Genomic DNA, 15188 nt, shown 5'->3' with positions numbered 1-15188 from the left:
ACTCCCCACCGAACTCACCCGCCTGCACTGGTCGGTGGCCGACCCCGCGCGCACCGAGAGGGCCGGCGCCTTTGATGCCGCCGTCGACGACCTCAGCGAACGCATCCACCATCTGGCGCCCACCCTGAAGACCGCCTGACAAGGAGAACAGCATGACCGAGAACATCGCCCCCGAAGCCCATCCGCACCTCCGACACGATCTGTCCATCGACCAGCGCCTGGCGATGACGTCCGCCGCAACCCAGCTGGAGAAGGAGTTCGACGGCATCTACGGCGTCGAGACCATCGAGCGCTTCCTGCATTCGTCCTACGATCAGTTCGCCGGACACGCCAAGATTCCGAACTTCCTACCCCTGCTCGCCGAACGCTTTGCCCGGCAACGCCTTCGGGCACTGGCCAAGGTGGAGGGCAAGCATCACGACGGAAAGCCGACCGTGCTGTTCCTGTGCACCCACAACGCCGGACGGTCACAGATGGCGATGGGCTTCTTCACCCAGATGGCCGGCGACGCCGCCGTTGCCTGGTCAGGCGGCTCCGAACCGGGCCACGAGGTCAACCCCGCGGCAGTGGCGGCGATGGCCGAGCGCGGTATCGACATCTCTCGTGAATACCCCAAGCCGTGGACCGATGAGATCGTGCGCGCCGCCGACGTGATCATCACGATGGGGTGCGGCGACGCCTGCCCGGTCTTCCCCGGGCTTCGCTACGAAGAGTGGAAGCTCGACGATCCCGCCGGCCAGAGCGTCGACGACGTCAGGCCGATCCGCGATGAGATCGAACAACGGGTGCGCACGCTCCTGACCGAACTCGGGGTTGCCGTCGCAAGTTGATTCGATATCTGTCAATATAGACGGATGTCGAAATCATCCCTGCTGCTGCGCGCTGGCGACTCCCTCGGCCTTGCCGCACTCGACGAGGACACGTCCGACCGCCTCGCCCGGATGTTCAAGGCGCTGGGCGACCCGGTGCGCCTGCGCCTGTTGAGCCTGATCGCCGGCAATCCCGGCGGGGAGGCGTGCGTTTGCGACATCTCCACCACATTCAACCTGACCCAGCCGACGATTTCCCACCATCTCAAAGTGCTTCGGTCCGCCGGAATCCTCGCCAGTGAGCGGCGCGGTTCCTGGGTTTACTACCGGGCGATTCCCGAAGCACTGCAGCAGCTTTCGCTGATCCTTCAGATCGACGAGGGCGAAGCCACACCATCTGATGCCTGTGTCGAGGAGACCGTGTCATGAGCAGCCCCACCACCACCGACGATTCTGCGGTCGTCAAGAAACTGTCCGCGCTGGATCGGATGCTGCCGGTCTGGATCGGCATCGCCATGGTCGCCGGCCTACTGCTCGGCAGACTCGTCCCGGGACTCGGCAACGCGCTGAGCGCCGTTGAGATCGACGGCATTTCGCTCCCGATCGCCGTCGGACTGCTGGTGATGATGTACCCGGTCCTGGCCAAGGTCCGCTACGACCGCCTCGACTCGGTGACCGGGGACCGCAGACTGCTGTTGTCGTCACTGGTTCTGAACTGGGTGTTCGGTCCGGCGTTGATGTTCGCCTTGGCATGGCTGATGCTTCCGGACCTTCCCGAATACCGCACCGGCCTGATCATCGTCGGCCTCGCGCGTTGCATCGCGATGGTGATCATCTGGAACGACCTCGCGTGCGGCGACCGCGAGGCCGCGGCCGTGCTGGTCGCGATCAACTCGGTGTTCCAGGTCTTCATGTTCGCGGTCCTGGGCTGGTTCTATCTCTCGGTGCTTCCCGGTTGGCTCGGCCTGGAGCAGACCAGCATCGACACCTCGGTCTGGCAGATCGCCAAGTCGGTGCTGATCTTCCTCGGCATTCCGTTGTTGGCGGGCTACCTCACCCGCCGGTTCGGGGAGAAGGCCAAGGGCCGGGAGTGGTACGAGAGCACGTTTCTGCCCAGGATCGGACCGTGGGCGCTCTACGGCCTGCTCTTCACCATCGTCATCCTCTTTGCGCTGCAGGGCGATCAGATCATCTCGAGCCCCTGGGATGTCGCGCGGATCGCGCTGCCGCTGCTGGCCTACTTCGCCATCATGTGGGGCGGTGGCTTCCTCCTCGGTGCAGCGATCGGCCTGGGCTACGAGCGCACCACCACATTGGCGTTCACCGCCGCAGGCAACAACTTCGAGTTGGCGATCGCCGTCGCCATCGCCACCTACGGCGTGACGTCCGGACAGGCACTGGCCGGAGTCGTCGGCCCGCTCATCGAGGTGCCCGTCCTGGTAGCCCTGGTGTACGTGTCGCTGGCGCTGCGCGGTCGCTTCGCCTCCGGCACAACTGCGGCGGTCGAGGAGACGAAATGACGCGCAGGCCCTCCGTGCTTTTCGTCTGCGCGAAGAACGGCGGAAAGTCACAGATGGCTGCGGGGCTGATGCGTCAGCTCGCCGGCGACCGGGTCGATGTGCACTCCGCCGGCACCAAACCGGGAACAGCAGTCAACGCGCTGTCGGCGGAAAGCCTCGGCGAGCTCGGGATCGACATCAGCGATCAAACACCCACACCTGTTGATCCACAACTGGTTGCGGATGTCGACGTGGTCGTGATCCTGGGTCGAGAAGCTCAGCTGGACCCGGTCCCCGGCACCGAATTCCAGAACTGGGACACCGACGAACCGTCCGAGCGCGGCATAGACGGCATCGAGCGGATGCGTCTGGTGCGCGATGACATCGCCGCCCGTGTCCGCCGGCTTGCCGGCCAGCTCAGCATCCCGTCGTCGACACCATCGGAGGAGCCCGTTCAATGAGCAAGGTCGAGGTATTCGAACCCGCGCTGTGTTGCGCGACGGGGGTCTGCGGCGAGGATGTCGACCAGCAATTGGTGATGTTCTCAGCGGATCTCGACTTCGTCGCCAGCCGCGGCGGCGACGTCGCCCGCTACAACCTGGCGAGTGAACCGGGCACGTTCGCCGAGAACCACACAGTGCGGGCTTTTCTGCAGGTTGCCGGCTCCGAAGGATTGCCGTTGATCCTGGTCGACGGCATCACCGCGATGACGGGGCGTTATCCCGACCGCAACCAACTGGCCGCTTGGGCCGGTGTTGAACCGGCAGTCGCAACGAATCTGCTGGAGGACACGACTTCCGGCGACAGCTGCTGCAGCAGCGACAGTCCCGACGCCTCCGGCTGCTGCTGACACTCGTGAAGTTCCTGGACACACCGCCCCGCTTTCTGTTCTTCACCGGCAAAGGCGGGGTGGGCAAGACCTCGATTGCTTGCGCCGCCGCGATCCACCTGGCCCGCCAGGGGAAACGGGTTCTGCTGGTCAGCACAGACCCGGCGTCCAATGTCGGCCAGGTCTTCGGGATGTCGATAGGTAACACCATCACCACGATCCCCGCGGTAGAGAGGTTGTCCGCGTTGGAGATCGACCCCGACCAGGCGGCCGAGGCATATCGCGAGCGAATCATCGGCCCGGTTCGCGGCCTGCTACCCGACAAGGAACTGCAGTCGATCGCCGAACAACTCTCCGGTTCGTGCACCACCGAGATCGCATCCTTCAACGAATTCACCGAACTACTCACCGATTCCGACGGCCCGATGGAGCAGTTCGACCACGTGCTCTTCGACACAGCACCCACCGGACACACCATCCGACTGCTCCAACTGCCAGGCTCATGGACGGAATTCCTCAAGGAGGGCAAGGGCGACGCGTCGTGTCTCGGCCCGCTGTCCGGCCTCGACAAACAGCGTGACCTCTACGCCGGCGCGGTCGCCGCCCTGTCCGACCCGCTACGCACCCGCCTCGTGCTCGTAGCCCGTGCGCAGCGGTCGACGCTGACCGAGATCGCCCGCACACACACTGAATTGGCAGCAATCGGTCTGACGCACCAGTACGTGGTGATCAACGGAGTCCTGCCCGCCCCCGCCGGACCCGCAGACCCGCTCGCCGGGGCGATCTACCTGCGCGAGCAACAAGCCATCGCTGCCCTACCCGACGAATTGCACTTGCTGCCAACCGATCAGGTGGATCTCAAGGCCGCCAACATCGTCGGGCTTGAGGCGCTCACCACGTTGTTCGATGCGGACCCGGGGACGCCCACTGACAACGAGGTGGCGCCGACGGACGACACCGCCGCCCCGCTGACAAACCTGATCGATGAACTTGCCAGCGGCGACCACGGGTTGATCATGTGCATGGGCAAGGGCGGCGTCGGAAAGACCACCGTCGCCGCATCGATCGCCGTCGCCCTGGCCGACCGCGGGCATCAGGTGCATCTGACCACCACCGACCCCGCCGGGCATCTCACCGACATGCTGCACGGGACCCTGGAGAACCTGCATGTGTCGAGCATCGACCCGGCCGGGGCGACCCGCGCCTACCGAGACCATGTTCTCGCCACGAAGGGCCGTGCGCTCGACCAACAGGGACGGTCGATGCTCGAAGAGGATCTCCGCTCACCGTGCACCGAGGAAGTCGCAGTGTTCCAAGCCTTCTCACGGGTGATAAGCGAGTCTCGGCACAAATTTGTCGTAGTCGACACCGCACCGACCGGACATACGCTGCTGCTGCTCGATGCCACTGGGTCCTACCACCGCGAGGTCGCCCGGCAATTCGGCGACCGACAGTTCACCACGCCGCTGATGCGCCTGCAGGATCCCGACCTCACCAAGGTCATCGTCGTCACTCTGGCCGAGACCACCCCGGTCCTCGAAGCCGCCGGCCTCCAGGAAGAACTCGAACGGGCCCGGATTCACCCCTGGGCGTGGGTGATCAACAATTCGCTCGCCGCCGCCCGTCCGGCGTCCCCGCTGCTGCGTCGACGGGCCGCCGCCGAGCGGCCGCAGATCGACAAGGTGAGATCCGATCTCGCCGATAGGCTTGCCGTGATACCTCTACTGCCGACCGAGCCGGTGGGCATCCCGGCACTGGAAGCGCTCACCAGGTCACGGGCCGCCGCGGCATCGACCTAGGCGTCTGTGTTCACCCCCGCATAGGCGGTGTCGGTGCTGTAGACCGTGAAGCCCAGACGTTCATAGGTGCGCACGGCGGCGGTGTTGTCGGACTCGACGTAGAGCATCACGGTGGGCTCGGCCGCGTTCGCGAGCTGCTGCGCAAGCCACGCCATCCCGACCGCCGTCAACGTGCGCCCCAGCCCCATGCCCTGGGCGGCAGGGTCGACTCCGACGACGTAGACCTCGCCGATGCCGGGCTTGTCGGCGTGCAGCTTGGTCCAGTGGAAACCGAGCAGTCTTTCGCCGGTCTCATCACAGGCAAGGAACAGACCCTCAGGGTCGAACCACGGCTCACCCCGGCGCTCGGCGATCTCAGCCTCGGTCCAGCCACCCTGCTCGGGATGCCAGGAGAAGGCCGCGTTGTTGACCCGCAGGATCTCGGCATCGTCGGCGGGTCCGACATAAGTGCGCAGCTGCACACCGTCGGCCACGTCGACATCCGGCACATCCAGAAGTGGGCGTCGCATCTGCAGCAACCGACGCACCGGACCCAGCCCCAGAGAGGCGGCGACCGCCTCCGCCGCTGGCAGCGTCCCATGCGCCCAGAATCGGATCCGCCCGCCTGTCCTGTCCAGCGCCGCACGGATCAACGACGCGCCGGCACCCTGCCTGCGAGCGTCGGGAGCGACCACCAGTTCGGCCATCTCCGGCGTCAGATTCAGATATCCGATGATCGCACCGCTAGCCCCGGTGGCAACCAGATGTTGGGTGCGTTCCTGTCCCAGCTCACGCACCACCTGCTCGCCGACGGGTGGGACGCCGTCGAAATCCGTTGCCGCACTGATGATGTCACGGATTTCCTGCTGCTCCGCAGCCGACAGCTGCGGTCGCCAGGCGATCCGACTCACTTACTGTGCAGGTGCTCGACCAACGGGACCGGCACCCCGTCGGGGGCATCCCCGTAGTCGTCGTCGTCCGGATCGTCGGGGAGATCCGGTTCCTGGGCGGACGATCGACCCCGCGCCGGCCTGACGGCCTTGTAGCCGACGTTGCGGACGGTGCCGATCAGCGACTCGTACTCGGGTCCGAGTTTGGCGCGGAGGCGCCGCACGTGCACGTCGACCGTGCGGGTACCGCCGAAGAAGTCGTATCCCCACACCTCCTGGAGGAGCTGGGCCCGGGTGAACACCCGTCCGGCGTGCTGCGCCAGATACTTCAGCAGCTCGAATTCCTTGTAGGTCAGATCCAACGGGCGGCCGCGCAGCCTCGCGGTGTAGGTGCCCTCGTCGATCACCAGCTCACCGAGGCTGATCTTTCCGAGGTTCTCCTGGTTGGCCGCGCCGCCGCGACGTCCGACCAGCAACCGAAGTCGGGCGTCTATCTCGGCAGGGCCGGTGCCCGGCAGCAGAATCTCGTCCAGGCCCCATTCGACGCTGACGGCGACGAGGCCGCCTTCGTTGACGACAGCGACCACCGGAACCGACGAACCCGTCGTCCCCAGCAACCGGCACAGTCCGCGCGCAGCGGCCAGGTCGGTGCGCGCATCGACGATCGCCACATCCGCAGTGCCGGCCTCCAACAGCGAGGACACTTCCGTCGGCGCCGTGCGCACATTGTGAGCCAGCAGCGACAACGAGGGCAGCACCGACTCGGGATGTGGGTCGACTGTCAATAGCAGTAGATCCAACTGGCCCTCCAACGATTGTGGAGATCATCCGCCGGGATACCCCGAGACAACACTGTCGCGCGGTGACTTCCCAGATTCATGCCTGACACACGGCCGTTACCCGACCGATGGTTCCATAACGATAGCGTGCCACCTGCAGGTAAGCCTCGCCGAACCGAATACCGTCGCGTCGTGGGCAACAATGTCGGGGTGCGCAAGCTCGCGATCGGTGCCCTGGCGACCCTCACCGCCGTCGTCGTCGGCGTTGTCGGCACCGACTTCGGTACGGCGATTTACGCCGAGTATCGCCTGGCCAGAAGCGTTAGGACCGCTGCAGACCTGCACTGGGACCCCTCGGTGGCGATCCTGGGTTTCCCCTTCGGCCCGCAGGCGATGCGCCGGCACTACGACGAGGTCGAGATCAAGGCCAGTGGCGTTGATCACCCGGTCACCGGCAAGGCGTCGCTGGAGGCGACCATGCATTCGATCGATCTCGGCGACGGATCCTGGCTGATCCCTCCGGATGCGACGCTGGTGGTGGGCAAGGTGGAAAGCCGGATCATCATCGACTCCACTCACCTGGGCAGGTTCATGGAAATCCCCGATCTGCTCGTCGAGGCACCGACCGTGGAGACCAACGACTCCACCGGCGGAACCACAGAGTCCGGCATCTCGAGCAATCGGGGGCTGGTCTTCACCGGCACACCGAGGAAGGTCGGGTTCGATTCGAAGGTCAGTATCGCCGTCGACCTGTCCATCACCGATGCCACCACCCTGGTCATGACGGCCACCGGACTGCTGACCGGGCCGGGGACCGCCGACCAGGAGGTGCCCGAAGACCAGCTGCCCGCGGTGTTGTCGGCTTTCTCCGCCAGCCTCCCCGGGCAGAAGCTGCCCTTCGGAATCGCGCCGACAAGCGAGGGGGCGCGAGGCTCGGATGTGATCATCGAGGGCATCGCCGAGGGAGTAACCCTCGAGCTCGACGAGTTCAGGCAATCATGAGCTCGTCCTGGGTCCTGGTGGTCGCCGTGCTTATCGGGGCCTTCGGTCTCGCATTCGTGATCGGCAGGCTGCTGACGCTGCGTGCCGGACTGATCAAAGGGGCAGCAGACTATCCCCGGATGGACCCCGACGAACTGGGGTTGTCCCGCACCGGACCGACCGTCGTGCATTTCAGCGCGGACTGGTGCGGCCCGTGCGCCGGGGTGCGCCGGGTCGTCGACCAGGTGTGCGCCGACCTGCCGGGGGTGGCGCACGTGGAGATCGACCTGGACGCCAATCCGGAGGCGGCACGCAAGCTTTCGGTGCTGTCGCTGCCGACGACGTTCATCTTCGATTCCGACGGTCAGGCGCGCTACCGCGCCTCCGGGGTGCCGACCGCCACTGACCTGCGAGCGGCCCTCGAACCGCTGTTGGCTTGATCACCCGTTCATTGGGTAAGCTGTCCACCGTGTCAGCCCGCCTCGAGCTCTTGCTCACCAAGCGCCGCGCAGTCGATCTGTGCCGCGTTGCGGGTTGTTGCTGTTGTTGTTGCAGCTGCTGAGTCGCCGCGTATCTCTGCGCGCCGCACTCTGCGAGTGGCCCCGGAGGGCTGCCGCGTCCAGCCTTTCCCCACAACAGGAGCACAGTTTTGTTCAACACCGTCAGTACCCGTCCCGGTAACGCGCAGCCTGCGCAGGTGGACGTACGGGGACCCCGTTTCGCCGCCTGGGTCACCACTGGCGTCCTTGTTGCCGCCCTGCTCATCTCGACAGCCAGCGCAGCCGGCGCAGCGCTGCTCCTGACCGCCCAGGCAGTGGTTTTTGCCATCGGCGCCGCGCGCGGGCCCCGGCAGCATCCCTACGGTCTCGTCTTCGCCACGGTCGTCGCCCCGCGGCTGGGGCCCGTCACCGAGCGGGAGCCCGCTGCGCCGCTGAAGTTCGCCCAGTTGGTCGGCCTCGTGTTCGCGGTGGTCGGCGTCATCGGTTTCTCCAGCGGTCTCGTTCTGCTGGGTCTGGCCGCCACGGGCCTTGCGCTCGCGGCGGCGTTCCTCAACGCAGCCTTCGGCGTCTGCCTCGGCTGCCAGCTCTACCCGCTCGTCGCACGGCTGACTCCCACCCATTAGCAATCGAAAGGATCTATCCATGGCACGCTCCGACGTCCTGGTCACAGCCGACTGGGCCGAGAGCAATCTCGAGGCGCCGAACACCGTTTTCGTCGAGGTCGACGAGGACACCAGCGCCTACGACACCGGTCACATCCCCGGCGCGATCAAGCTGGACTGGAAGACCGATCTGCAGGATCAGGTCAAGCGCGATTTCGTCGACGCCGGGCAGTTCTCCAAGCTGCTCTCCGAGCGCGGCATCGCCAACGACGACACCGTGGTTCTCTACGGCGGCAACAACAACTGGTTCGCCGCGTATGCGTACTGGTACTTCAAGCTCTACGGCCACCAGGATGTGAAGCTGCTCGACGGTGGGCGCAAGAAGTGGGAGCTCGATGCCCGCCCCCTGTCCAAGGACGCCGTGACCCGCCCCGGGACCAGCTACACCGCCAAGGATCCCGACAACACCATCCGTGCGTTCCGCGACGAGGTCATCGCCGCGATCGGCACCAAGAACCTGGTCGACGTGCGCTCCCCCGACGAGTTCTCCGGCAAGATCCTGGCGCCGGCGCACCTGCCGCAGGAGCAGAGCCAGCGCCCCGGTCACATCCCCAGCGCGATCAACGTGCCGTGGAGCAAGGCCGCCAACGAGGACGGCACCTTCAAGTCCGACGAGGATCTGGCCAAGCTCTACGCCGAGGCCGGACTGGACGGCCAGAAGGAGACCATCGCCTACTGCCGCATCGGTGAGCGCTCGTCGCACACCTGGTTCGTGCTGCAGGAGCTGCTGGGACACACCAACGTCAAGAACTACGACGGCAGTTGGACCGAATACGGCTCCCTGGTGGGGGCCCCGATCGAGTTGGGAAGTTGATATGTGCTCTGCACCGAAGCAAGGACTGACGTTGCCCGCGGGCGTCGACCTCGAGAAGGAGACGGTGATCACCGGTCGCGTCGTCGACGGATCGGGTCAGGGTGTGGGAGGCGCGTTCGTGCGTCTGCTGGACGGCTCTGACGAGTTCACCGCCGAAGTGGTCGCATCTGCCACCGGCGACTTCCGTTTCTTTGCCGCGCCCGGGACGTGGACGCTGCGCGCCCTGTCGTCGGTAGGCAACGGAGACGCCAGCGTGGCACCGTCGGGCGCGGGTATCCACGAGGTCGACGTCAAGGTCGCCTGAGTCAGGCAATCAGGCGGCCCGATCAGGTCGGGTCTGAGTTCACAGGGGCGTAACTGGGGGTTGCCCTGATCTTGCTGTGAAAACGCTGCGGGATTAGCTGTCGTCGGCGAAAATATGGTGGACCCCGCGCTGCTGGGCGCGGGTCATCCACATCCGCGGCGCGGCCCGCCGCGTTACCGCTAGGACGCGACCATGAAGCTCACCATCGCCTTCGCTGCGACAGCGGCGTTCGCCGCAGTCGCTCTGGTAACTGCACCCGCGGCCGTCGCGGATCCGGAGGGAGACTTCCTGACGGTGATCTCCGACGGCGGAATCACCTGGCCATCAGACAAGACCGCACAGGTCATCGAAACCGGGTACGCGGTCTGCCAGGACTGGGACAACGGCGCCACCCTGATGCAGGAGGTCACGGACCTGACCGGGGCGACGGGCTGGTCCACCGATCAGGCCGCGACGTTCATCGGAGCCGCCACCGGCGCATTCTGCCCCGAGTACGAGTACATCTTCGACGCTGCCTGACGGCACCTCTTCCGGTCTTCGACAGCCGCCGGGAGATCTTTTGTCCCGGCGACTAGACTTCCTGCCGTGATCCTGTTCTTCGAGATCCTGCTTGTCGCGGCCGTGGTGGTCATCACCTGGTTCGCGCTGTACGCGGTGTACCGGCTCGTCACCGACGAGTCGTGACGTCTGGCGACGAAGCGGTCGCGGCAGCTGCAGAGCGAGCCCGAGAAACCGCTGCCCGCAACATTCCGGTATTCGACGACCTTCCGCTGTCCGCCGACACGGCGAACCTGAGGAAGGGCGCGAACCTCGACGACGCCCTGCTGGCGCTGTTGCCTCTGGTGGGTGTCTGGCGAGGCGAGGGTGAAGGCCACCGCGCCCACGGCGACTTCCGATTCGGTCAGCAGATCGTCGTGTCCCACGACGGTGGCGACTACCTCAATTGGGAAGCGCGGTCCTGGAAGCTGAACGACGACGGTGAGTTCGACGGCCCCGATCTCCGAGAGACCGGCTTCTGGCGATTCGTCGACGACCCGGCCGACCCGGGCGAGACGCAGGCCATCGAGCTGCTGCTGGCGCATTCCGCCGGTTATGTGGAGTTGTTCTACGGCCGGCCACTCAACCAGTCGTCCTGGGAGCTGGTCACCGATGCGCTGGCCCGGAGCAAGTCCGGCATGCTCGTCGGCGGAGCCAAGCGGCTCTACGGCATCGTCGAGGGTGGCGACCTGGCCTATGTCGAGGAACGGGTCGACGCCGACGGCGGGCTGGTGCCCCATCTGTCCGCCAGACTGACCAGGTTCGTCGGCTAGTGCGCGCAGTCAAAACAGTCGCGGCGCTTGTCGCGGTGGGAATCACCGTCGCCTGCTCGGCACCGGCCGAGGCACCGGATGGCACATCTCCTGACAGCACGTCTCCTGATGGCACTTCTCCTGATGGCACGACGTCGGAATCGACACCGACCTCGGTGGCGCCCAGCGTCGGTCACGGCTCCCTCGCGTACTGCCTGGGTCAGCACGGGATGCCCGCACCTCCTGGACCCGCCACCGGCCCGCCCCCTGGCGTCGACCCCGCGAAATGGGAGCAGGCGATGGCGGAGTGTTCATCGCTGGCGCCGGGTCCTGCAGGCTGATCGAGGAGCAACCGGGTCCAGACATGGAGCGACCCCCGAGCCTTGGTTCCTGGTCGGACAAGACCGAGGGGCTCGGGGGCCGGGTGACTGCGGGGATTTCGCCAGCGCGCACAGGTGCGTCAACGACTTCCCGGCGCTGCTAGCTCGCAGCCACCTCACATGTCCATAAGTCAATCAAGTTCTCGGACCACCTCCCTTCTTGTGTACCAGCGACCGTACCCGCGCTTCGTCAGCGCGACAAGGGAATTAAGCGTTCAGCGATCACTCAGGATCGCGGCGTCGATCAGCCCGCCCATCTCGGCGGCCAACGGCGCCGGGGCCAGGGCCGCGCCGTCGAGCGTGTGCACCCGGGCCGCCAGCGTGATGCTCGATACAAGCCAGACTCCTTGGGCGGCAACCAGATCGGCGGGTCTGAGAGCCTGGTAATCGCAGTCGTAGCCCTTGTTGCGGGCCACCTCGAACAAGGCCTGCTGGGTGGTTCCGCGCAGGATCGGGTACCACGGGGGCGGGGTCAGCAGGCAGACCCTGCCGTCCGGTGACGAGGTCGCGACGACCACGGTCGAGCGCGGCCCTTCGAGGACGTGGCCGTCGGTACTGACAAATATGACGTCGCCGGCGCCCTGGCGCTCGGCATGCCGCAGTGCGGCCATGTTCACCGCGTACGACAGTGTCTTGGCACCCGCGAGCAACCAGGGCATCGCGTCGATCCCGTCGGCCGACAGACCGCGGTCCAGCGTCAGCGCTGCCAACCCGTTGCGCCTGACGTCGGCGACCCTGCCGGGTACCGGGCCGATCGTGGCGTAGCCGGTGCCGACTCCGTCCGTGCTGGCTTCCCGACCTCGGCTGTACACCAATCTCAGGACGCCTTCGTCGCCGCCGTCGGCCAGCCAGCGTTCCACGGCCGTCGCCACCGCAGAACGCCACCGCGGCAGGTCGGGGTCGGGTAGGTCGAGCAGGTGCGCGGAGTGGGTCAGCCGCGACAGGTGGGCTTCCAGCAGGCACGGTCGGCCATCCCGGACCAGCAGCGTCTCGAAGATTCCGTCGCCGCGGACGGCCGCCAGGTCGTCGGCGTGAAGCAACGGCGTCTGCGGATCGTGCACGCGCCCGTCGAGGGTGACCACCACTGCCATGGGCTGACAGCGTAGCCCCGCCCGCTGCCCGGCTGACCGTAGAGTCGACCTATGGCTACGACCACTTCCGGGGTTCCGGTTCCCACGCCAGGACCCGACGCCGGCGCTGTCTGGCATTACGGCGACCCGCTCGGCGAGCAGCGGTCGGCGGCGGAAAGCGCCGTCGTCGTCGACCGCTCGCACCGGGCGGTGCTGTCGCTGTCCGGCGCCGAACGCAAATCCTGGCTGCACAGCCTCACCACCCAGCACGTCAGCGAGCTGCCCGACGGCACGGTCACCCAGAATCTGAGCCTTGACGGCCAGGGACGTGTGGAGGATCACTGGCTCCAGACCCAGCTCGACGGTGTCACAGTGCTCGACACCGAGCCGTGGCGGGGCGAGCCACTGCTGGCCTACCTGCGCAAGATGGTGTTCTGGGCCGATGTCAGCGTCGAGGCGGCCGACCTCGCGGTGCTATCCCTGCTCGGACCGCACCTCGCCGACACGCCGGTCCTCGACGCCCTCGGGGTGGCTGCGCTGCCCGCGGAGGGCACAGCGGTTGCCCTCGCCGATGGCGGTTTTGTGCGCCGTGTTCCCGGCTCAGGCATCGAGGTCGACGTCCTGGTGCCGCATGATCAGGTGGCCGGTCGAATCGAGCGCCTGGTCGCCGCAGGCGTGCGCCGGGCCGGCGTGTGGGCGTACGAAGCGCACCGCGTCGCGCAGCGTCGTCCCCGTCTCGGCGTCGACACCGACGAGCGGACGATCCCCCACGAGGTGGGCTGGATCGGACCCGCGGTGCATCTGGACAAGGGATGCTACCGAGGCCAGGAAACCGTGGCGCGAGTCCACAACCTGGGCAAACCGCCCCGGATGCTGGTGCTGCTGCACCTGGACGGTGACGGCGATCGACCGTCGCCGGGAGACCCGCTGCAGGCCGGTGGCCGCACGGTGGGCCGCCTGGGCACCGTCGTCGACCACGTCGACGAAGGAGTGATCGCCCTGGCCCTGCTCAAGCGGGGGATGCCGGCGGATCTGGCACTGAACACCGGCGGTGAGGTCGAGGTGACAGCGGCGATCGATCCGGACTCCATGCCTGCCACCGACGCGGTCGGTGCGGGCCGGCTGGCGGTGGAAAGACTGCGTGGCGGCGCCCGCTGAACGACCGTCGACCAGGGTCTGCCAGCGGTACGCCGGAGGGCACGGTAAAGTGTTGGCAGGACAATAAACACACTCAGATCGGAGCCGCCTGTTAATTGGGCCGCTCCGTTATTGCGCGAGGGGGTTCCCCCATGGGCCGCGGCCGGGCAAAGGCAAAGCAGACCAAGGTTGCACGTGATCTCAAATACAGTTCACCGCAGACCGACTTCGAGCGGCTACAGCGCGAGCTGTCTGGCTCGCCGGACGAGGACCGCCTCAACGGCAGCGACGTGCCGTCCGACGACGGCTGGACCGACGACGACGACTGGCGCCGCTAGTCCGTAGGGGTTCCCTCAGAATCTGGGATGCTGACCCACGAGCGATGCTCGTGAGCCGTCTTTGCTGCCCTTCTCGATGGTTCCGAGGGTCCAGCACTTCAGGTGGCGGGCAGTCAGCACGGCCAACGCGCGATCGGTGTCCTCCGGCGCGACGACGGCCACCATCCCCACACCCATGTTGAACGTCTTCTCCATTTCGGCACGCTCGATGCGCCCGCGCTGGGCGATCATGCCGAACACCGGGGCGGGCGTCCACGTGCCACGGTCGAGTTCGGCGACCAGCCCGTGCGGGGTGACGCGTTCCAGGTTGCCCGCCAGTCCACCGCCGGTGACGTGGCAGAACGTCCTGACCTGCGTCTCGGCCGCCAACGCCAGACAATCCTTGGTGTAGATCCGCGTCGGCTCGAGCAACTCCTCGCCCAGGGTGCGCCCGAACTCCTCCACATGTCCGGCCAGATTCATGTGATCGATCTCGAGCAGCACATGGCGGGCCAGCGAGTACCCGTTGGAGTGCAGGCCGGTGGATTCCATCGCGATGATCACGTCGCCGGGCCGGACGCGGTCGGGACCCAGCACATCGTCGGCCTCGACGACGCCGACGCCGGTGGCCGAGATGTCGTAGTGATCGGGGGCCATCAGCCCGGGATGCTCGGCCGTCTCGCCACCCAGCAGCGCACAGCCGGCCAGGACGCAGCCGTCGGCGATGCCGGACACGATCTCGGCGACACGTTCGGGCACCGTCCGCCCGACCGCGATGTAATCCTGCAGGAACAACGGCTCGGCACCGCACACCACCAGGTCGTCGACGACCATCGCGACAAGATCGATGCCGACCGTGTCGTGCTTGTCCATGGCCTGGGCGACCGCCAGCTTCGTCCCGACCCCATCGGTCGAGGACGCCAGCAGCGGTTCGCGGTAGTCGCCGCGCAGCGCGAACATCCCCGCGAACCCGCCCAGCCCACCACGTACCTCGGGCCTGGTGGCCTTTTTGGCTAGCGGCTTGAAGAGTTCGACGGCGCGGTCACCAGCTTCGATGTCCACCCCTGCCGAAGCATAGGAAATGCCGTGTTGTTCGGCGCGCTCGGTCATCGTGTGCAAGGCTACCCCGCTGTTCAGCAGCGAACCGTTA

Annotated in this window: 18 protein-coding genes and 1 pseudogene; 15 read left to right on the top strand and 4 right to left on the bottom strand. The window is 66.6% G+C overall.

Going from position 1 to position 15188, the window contains the following annotated elements:
- Positions 1 to 152 precede the first annotated feature (152 nt).
- From WA965_RS18425 to arsA, 5 genes and pseudogenes are all read left to right on the top strand, one after another.
- Positions 153 to 830, top strand: coding sequence for an arsenate reductase ArsC (locus WA965_RS18425; RefSeq protein ID WP_526301850.1), 678 nt, complete (start codon positions 153 to 155; stop codon positions 828 to 830).
- Between the two features lie 24 nt (positions 831 to 854).
- Entirely contained in the window at positions 855 to 1238 is a 384-nt protein-coding gene (locus tag WA965_RS18420) for an ArsR/SmtB family transcription factor (protein ID WP_526301848.1), read from the top strand.
- Positions 1235 to 2769: pseudogene (arsB, locus tag WA965_RS18415) on the top strand (ACR3 family arsenite efflux transporter). The gene WA965_RS18420 and the pseudogene arsB overlap by 4 nt, the downstream one beginning before the upstream one ends.
- The gene (gene arsD, locus WA965_RS18410) at positions 2766 to 3158 is read left to right on the top strand and encodes an arsenite efflux transporter metallochaperone ArsD (protein ID WP_526301846.1); all 393 of its coding nucleotides are present in this window, start codon (positions 2766 to 2768) and stop codon (positions 3156 to 3158) included. Before arsB ends, arsD begins: the two are co-directional and overlap by 4 nt.
- Positions 3159 to 3163: 5 nt before the next feature.
- Positions 3164 to 4936 (top strand): arsenical pump-driving ATPase, encoded by a 1773-nt coding sequence (gene arsA, locus WA965_RS18405; protein ID WP_526301844.1) that lies wholly within the window; start codon positions 3164 to 3166, stop codon positions 4934 to 4936.
- Here arsA and mshD read toward each other — a convergent pair.
- Positions 4933 to 5826 carry a mycothiol synthase gene (mshD, locus tag WA965_RS18400; protein WP_526301842.1) on the bottom strand — a complete coding sequence of 298 codons (894 nt, stop codon included), beginning with the start codon at positions 5824 to 5826 and terminating at the stop codon, positions 4933 to 4935. The two genes, arsA and mshD, sit on opposite strands and share 4 nt — an antisense overlap.
- Positions 5823 to 6605 (bottom strand): winged helix-turn-helix transcriptional regulator, encoded by a 783-nt coding sequence (locus WA965_RS18395; RefSeq protein WP_526301840.1) that lies wholly within the window; start codon positions 6603 to 6605, stop codon positions 5823 to 5825. The genes mshD and WA965_RS18395 overlap by 4 nt, the downstream gene beginning before the upstream one ends.
- Before the next feature lie 171 nt (positions 6606 to 6776).
- On the opposite strand from WA965_RS18395, the gene lmeA reads away from it, so the two are divergent.
- The 8 genes from lmeA to WA965_RS18355 all read left to right on the top strand — a co-directional run bounded on the left by lmeA (position 6777) and on the right by WA965_RS18355 (position 11155).
- Positions 6777 to 7586 carry a mannan chain length control protein LmeA gene (gene lmeA / locus WA965_RS18390; RefSeq protein WP_526301838.1) on the top strand — a complete coding sequence of 270 codons (810 nt, stop codon included), beginning with the start codon at positions 6777 to 6779 and terminating at the stop codon, positions 7584 to 7586.
- Positions 7583 to 8005 (top strand): thioredoxin family protein, encoded by a 423-nt coding sequence (locus tag WA965_RS18385; RefSeq protein WP_526301836.1) that lies wholly within the window; start codon positions 7583 to 7585, stop codon positions 8003 to 8005. Before lmeA ends, WA965_RS18385 begins: the two co-directional genes overlap by 4 nt.
- Before the next feature lie 29 nt (positions 8006 to 8034).
- Complete coding sequence (locus WA965_RS18380) at positions 8035 to 8127, top strand: Ms5788A family Cys-rich leader peptide (protein ID WP_353961945.1); 93 nt, start codon at positions 8035 to 8037, stop codon at positions 8125 to 8127.
- Positions 8128 to 8214: 87 nt separating this feature from the next.
- The gene (locus tag WA965_RS18375; protein WP_526301834.1) at positions 8215 to 8688 is read left to right on the top strand and encodes a DUF4395 family protein; all 474 of its coding nucleotides are present in this window, start codon (positions 8215 to 8217) and stop codon (positions 8686 to 8688) included.
- Positions 8689 to 8707: 19 nt separating this feature from the next.
- Positions 8708 to 9541: a sulfurtransferase gene (locus WA965_RS18370; RefSeq protein WP_526301832.1), complete on the top strand. Its 834-nt coding sequence runs from the start codon at positions 8708 to 8710 to the stop codon at positions 9539 to 9541.
- A 1-nt stretch (position 9542) separates the two neighbouring features.
- A complete protein-coding gene (locus WA965_RS18365; protein ID WP_526301830.1) occupies positions 9543 to 9845 on the top strand; it encodes a DUF1416 domain-containing protein in 303 nt (100 codons plus the stop codon).
- Between the two features lie 192 nt (positions 9846 to 10037).
- Complete coding sequence (locus tag WA965_RS18360) at positions 10038 to 10364, top strand: DUF732 domain-containing protein (RefSeq protein WP_526301828.1); 327 nt, start codon at positions 10038 to 10040, stop codon at positions 10362 to 10364.
- A 161-nt stretch (positions 10365 to 10525) separates the two neighbouring features.
- Positions 10526 to 11155: a nitrobindin family protein gene (locus WA965_RS18355; protein ID WP_526301826.1), complete on the top strand. Its 630-nt coding sequence runs from the start codon at positions 10526 to 10528 to the stop codon at positions 11153 to 11155.
- Positions 11156 to 11729: 574 nt separating this feature from the next.
- Here the strand turns inward: WA965_RS18355 and WA965_RS18350 are convergent.
- Positions 11730 to 12599, bottom strand: a complete 870-nt coding sequence (locus WA965_RS18350; protein ID WP_526301858.1) for an aminodeoxychorismate lyase — start codon at positions 12597 to 12599, stop codon at positions 11730 to 11732.
- 57 nt (positions 12600 to 12656) lie between these two features.
- On the opposite strand from WA965_RS18350, the gene ygfZ reads away from it, so the two are divergent.
- Both ygfZ and WA965_RS18340 read left to right on the top strand, forming a co-directional pair.
- Entirely contained in the window at positions 12657 to 13742 is a 1086-nt protein-coding gene (ygfZ, locus tag WA965_RS18345) for a CAF17-like 4Fe-4S cluster assembly/insertion protein YgfZ (protein WP_526301824.1), read from the top strand.
- Between the two features lie 131 nt (positions 13743 to 13873).
- Positions 13874 to 14059, top strand: coding sequence for a DUF3073 domain-containing protein (locus WA965_RS18340; protein ID WP_178361785.1), 186 nt, complete (start codon positions 13874 to 13876; stop codon positions 14057 to 14059).
- Between the two features lie 15 nt (positions 14060 to 14074).
- Here the strand turns inward: WA965_RS18340 and purM are convergent, their stop codons facing one another.
- Positions 14075 to 15148 carry a phosphoribosylformylglycinamidine cyclo-ligase gene (gene purM, locus WA965_RS18335; protein ID WP_526301822.1) on the bottom strand — a complete coding sequence of 358 codons (1074 nt, stop codon included), beginning with the start codon at positions 15146 to 15148 and terminating at the stop codon, positions 14075 to 14077.
- Positions 15149 to 15188: the final 40 nt, after the last annotated feature.

Source organism: Mycobacterium sp., from assembly GCF_049683935.1.
Classification (GTDB): domain Bacteria; phylum Actinomycetota; class Actinomycetes; order Mycobacteriales; family Mycobacteriaceae; genus Mycobacterium.
This window is presented reverse-complemented; position numbering and strand designations above follow the sequence as displayed.

Excerpts from the sequence above, each read along its gene's own strand:
- WA965_RS18425 (WP_526301850.1), top strand. The coding sequence starts at position 153 with ATGACCGAGAACATCGCCCCCGAAGCCCATCCGCACCTCCGACACGAT.
- WA965_RS18340 (WP_178361785.1), top strand. The coding sequence starts at position 13,874 with ATGGGCCGCGGCCGGGCAAAGGCAAAGCAGACCAAGGTTGCACGTGAT.
- purM (WP_526301822.1), bottom strand. The coding sequence starts at position 15,148 with ATGACCGAGCGCGCCGAACAACACGGCATTTCCTATGCTTCGGCAGGG.
- WA965_RS18360 (WP_526301828.1), top strand. The coding sequence starts at position 10,038 with ATGAAGCTCACCATCGCCTTCGCTGCGACAGCGGCGTTCGCCGCAGTC.
- WA965_RS18365 (WP_526301830.1), top strand. The coding sequence starts at position 9,543 with ATGTGCTCTGCACCGAAGCAAGGACTGACGTTGCCCGCGGGCGTCGAC.
- WA965_RS18420 (WP_526301848.1), top strand. The coding sequence starts at position 855 with ATGTCGAAATCATCCCTGCTGCTGCGCGCTGGCGACTCCCTCGGCCTT.
- WA965_RS18370 (WP_526301832.1), top strand. The coding sequence starts at position 8,708 with ATGGCACGCTCCGACGTCCTGGTCACAGCCGACTGGGCCGAGAGCAAT.
- arsD (WP_526301846.1), top strand. The coding sequence starts at position 2,766 with ATGAGCAAGGTCGAGGTATTCGAACCCGCGCTGTGTTGCGCGACGGGG.
- WA965_RS18385 (WP_526301836.1), top strand. The coding sequence starts at position 7,583 with ATGAGCTCGTCCTGGGTCCTGGTGGTCGCCGTGCTTATCGGGGCCTTC.
- ygfZ (WP_526301824.1), top strand. The coding sequence starts at position 12,657 with ATGGCTACGACCACTTCCGGGGTTCCGGTTCCCACGCCAGGACCCGAC.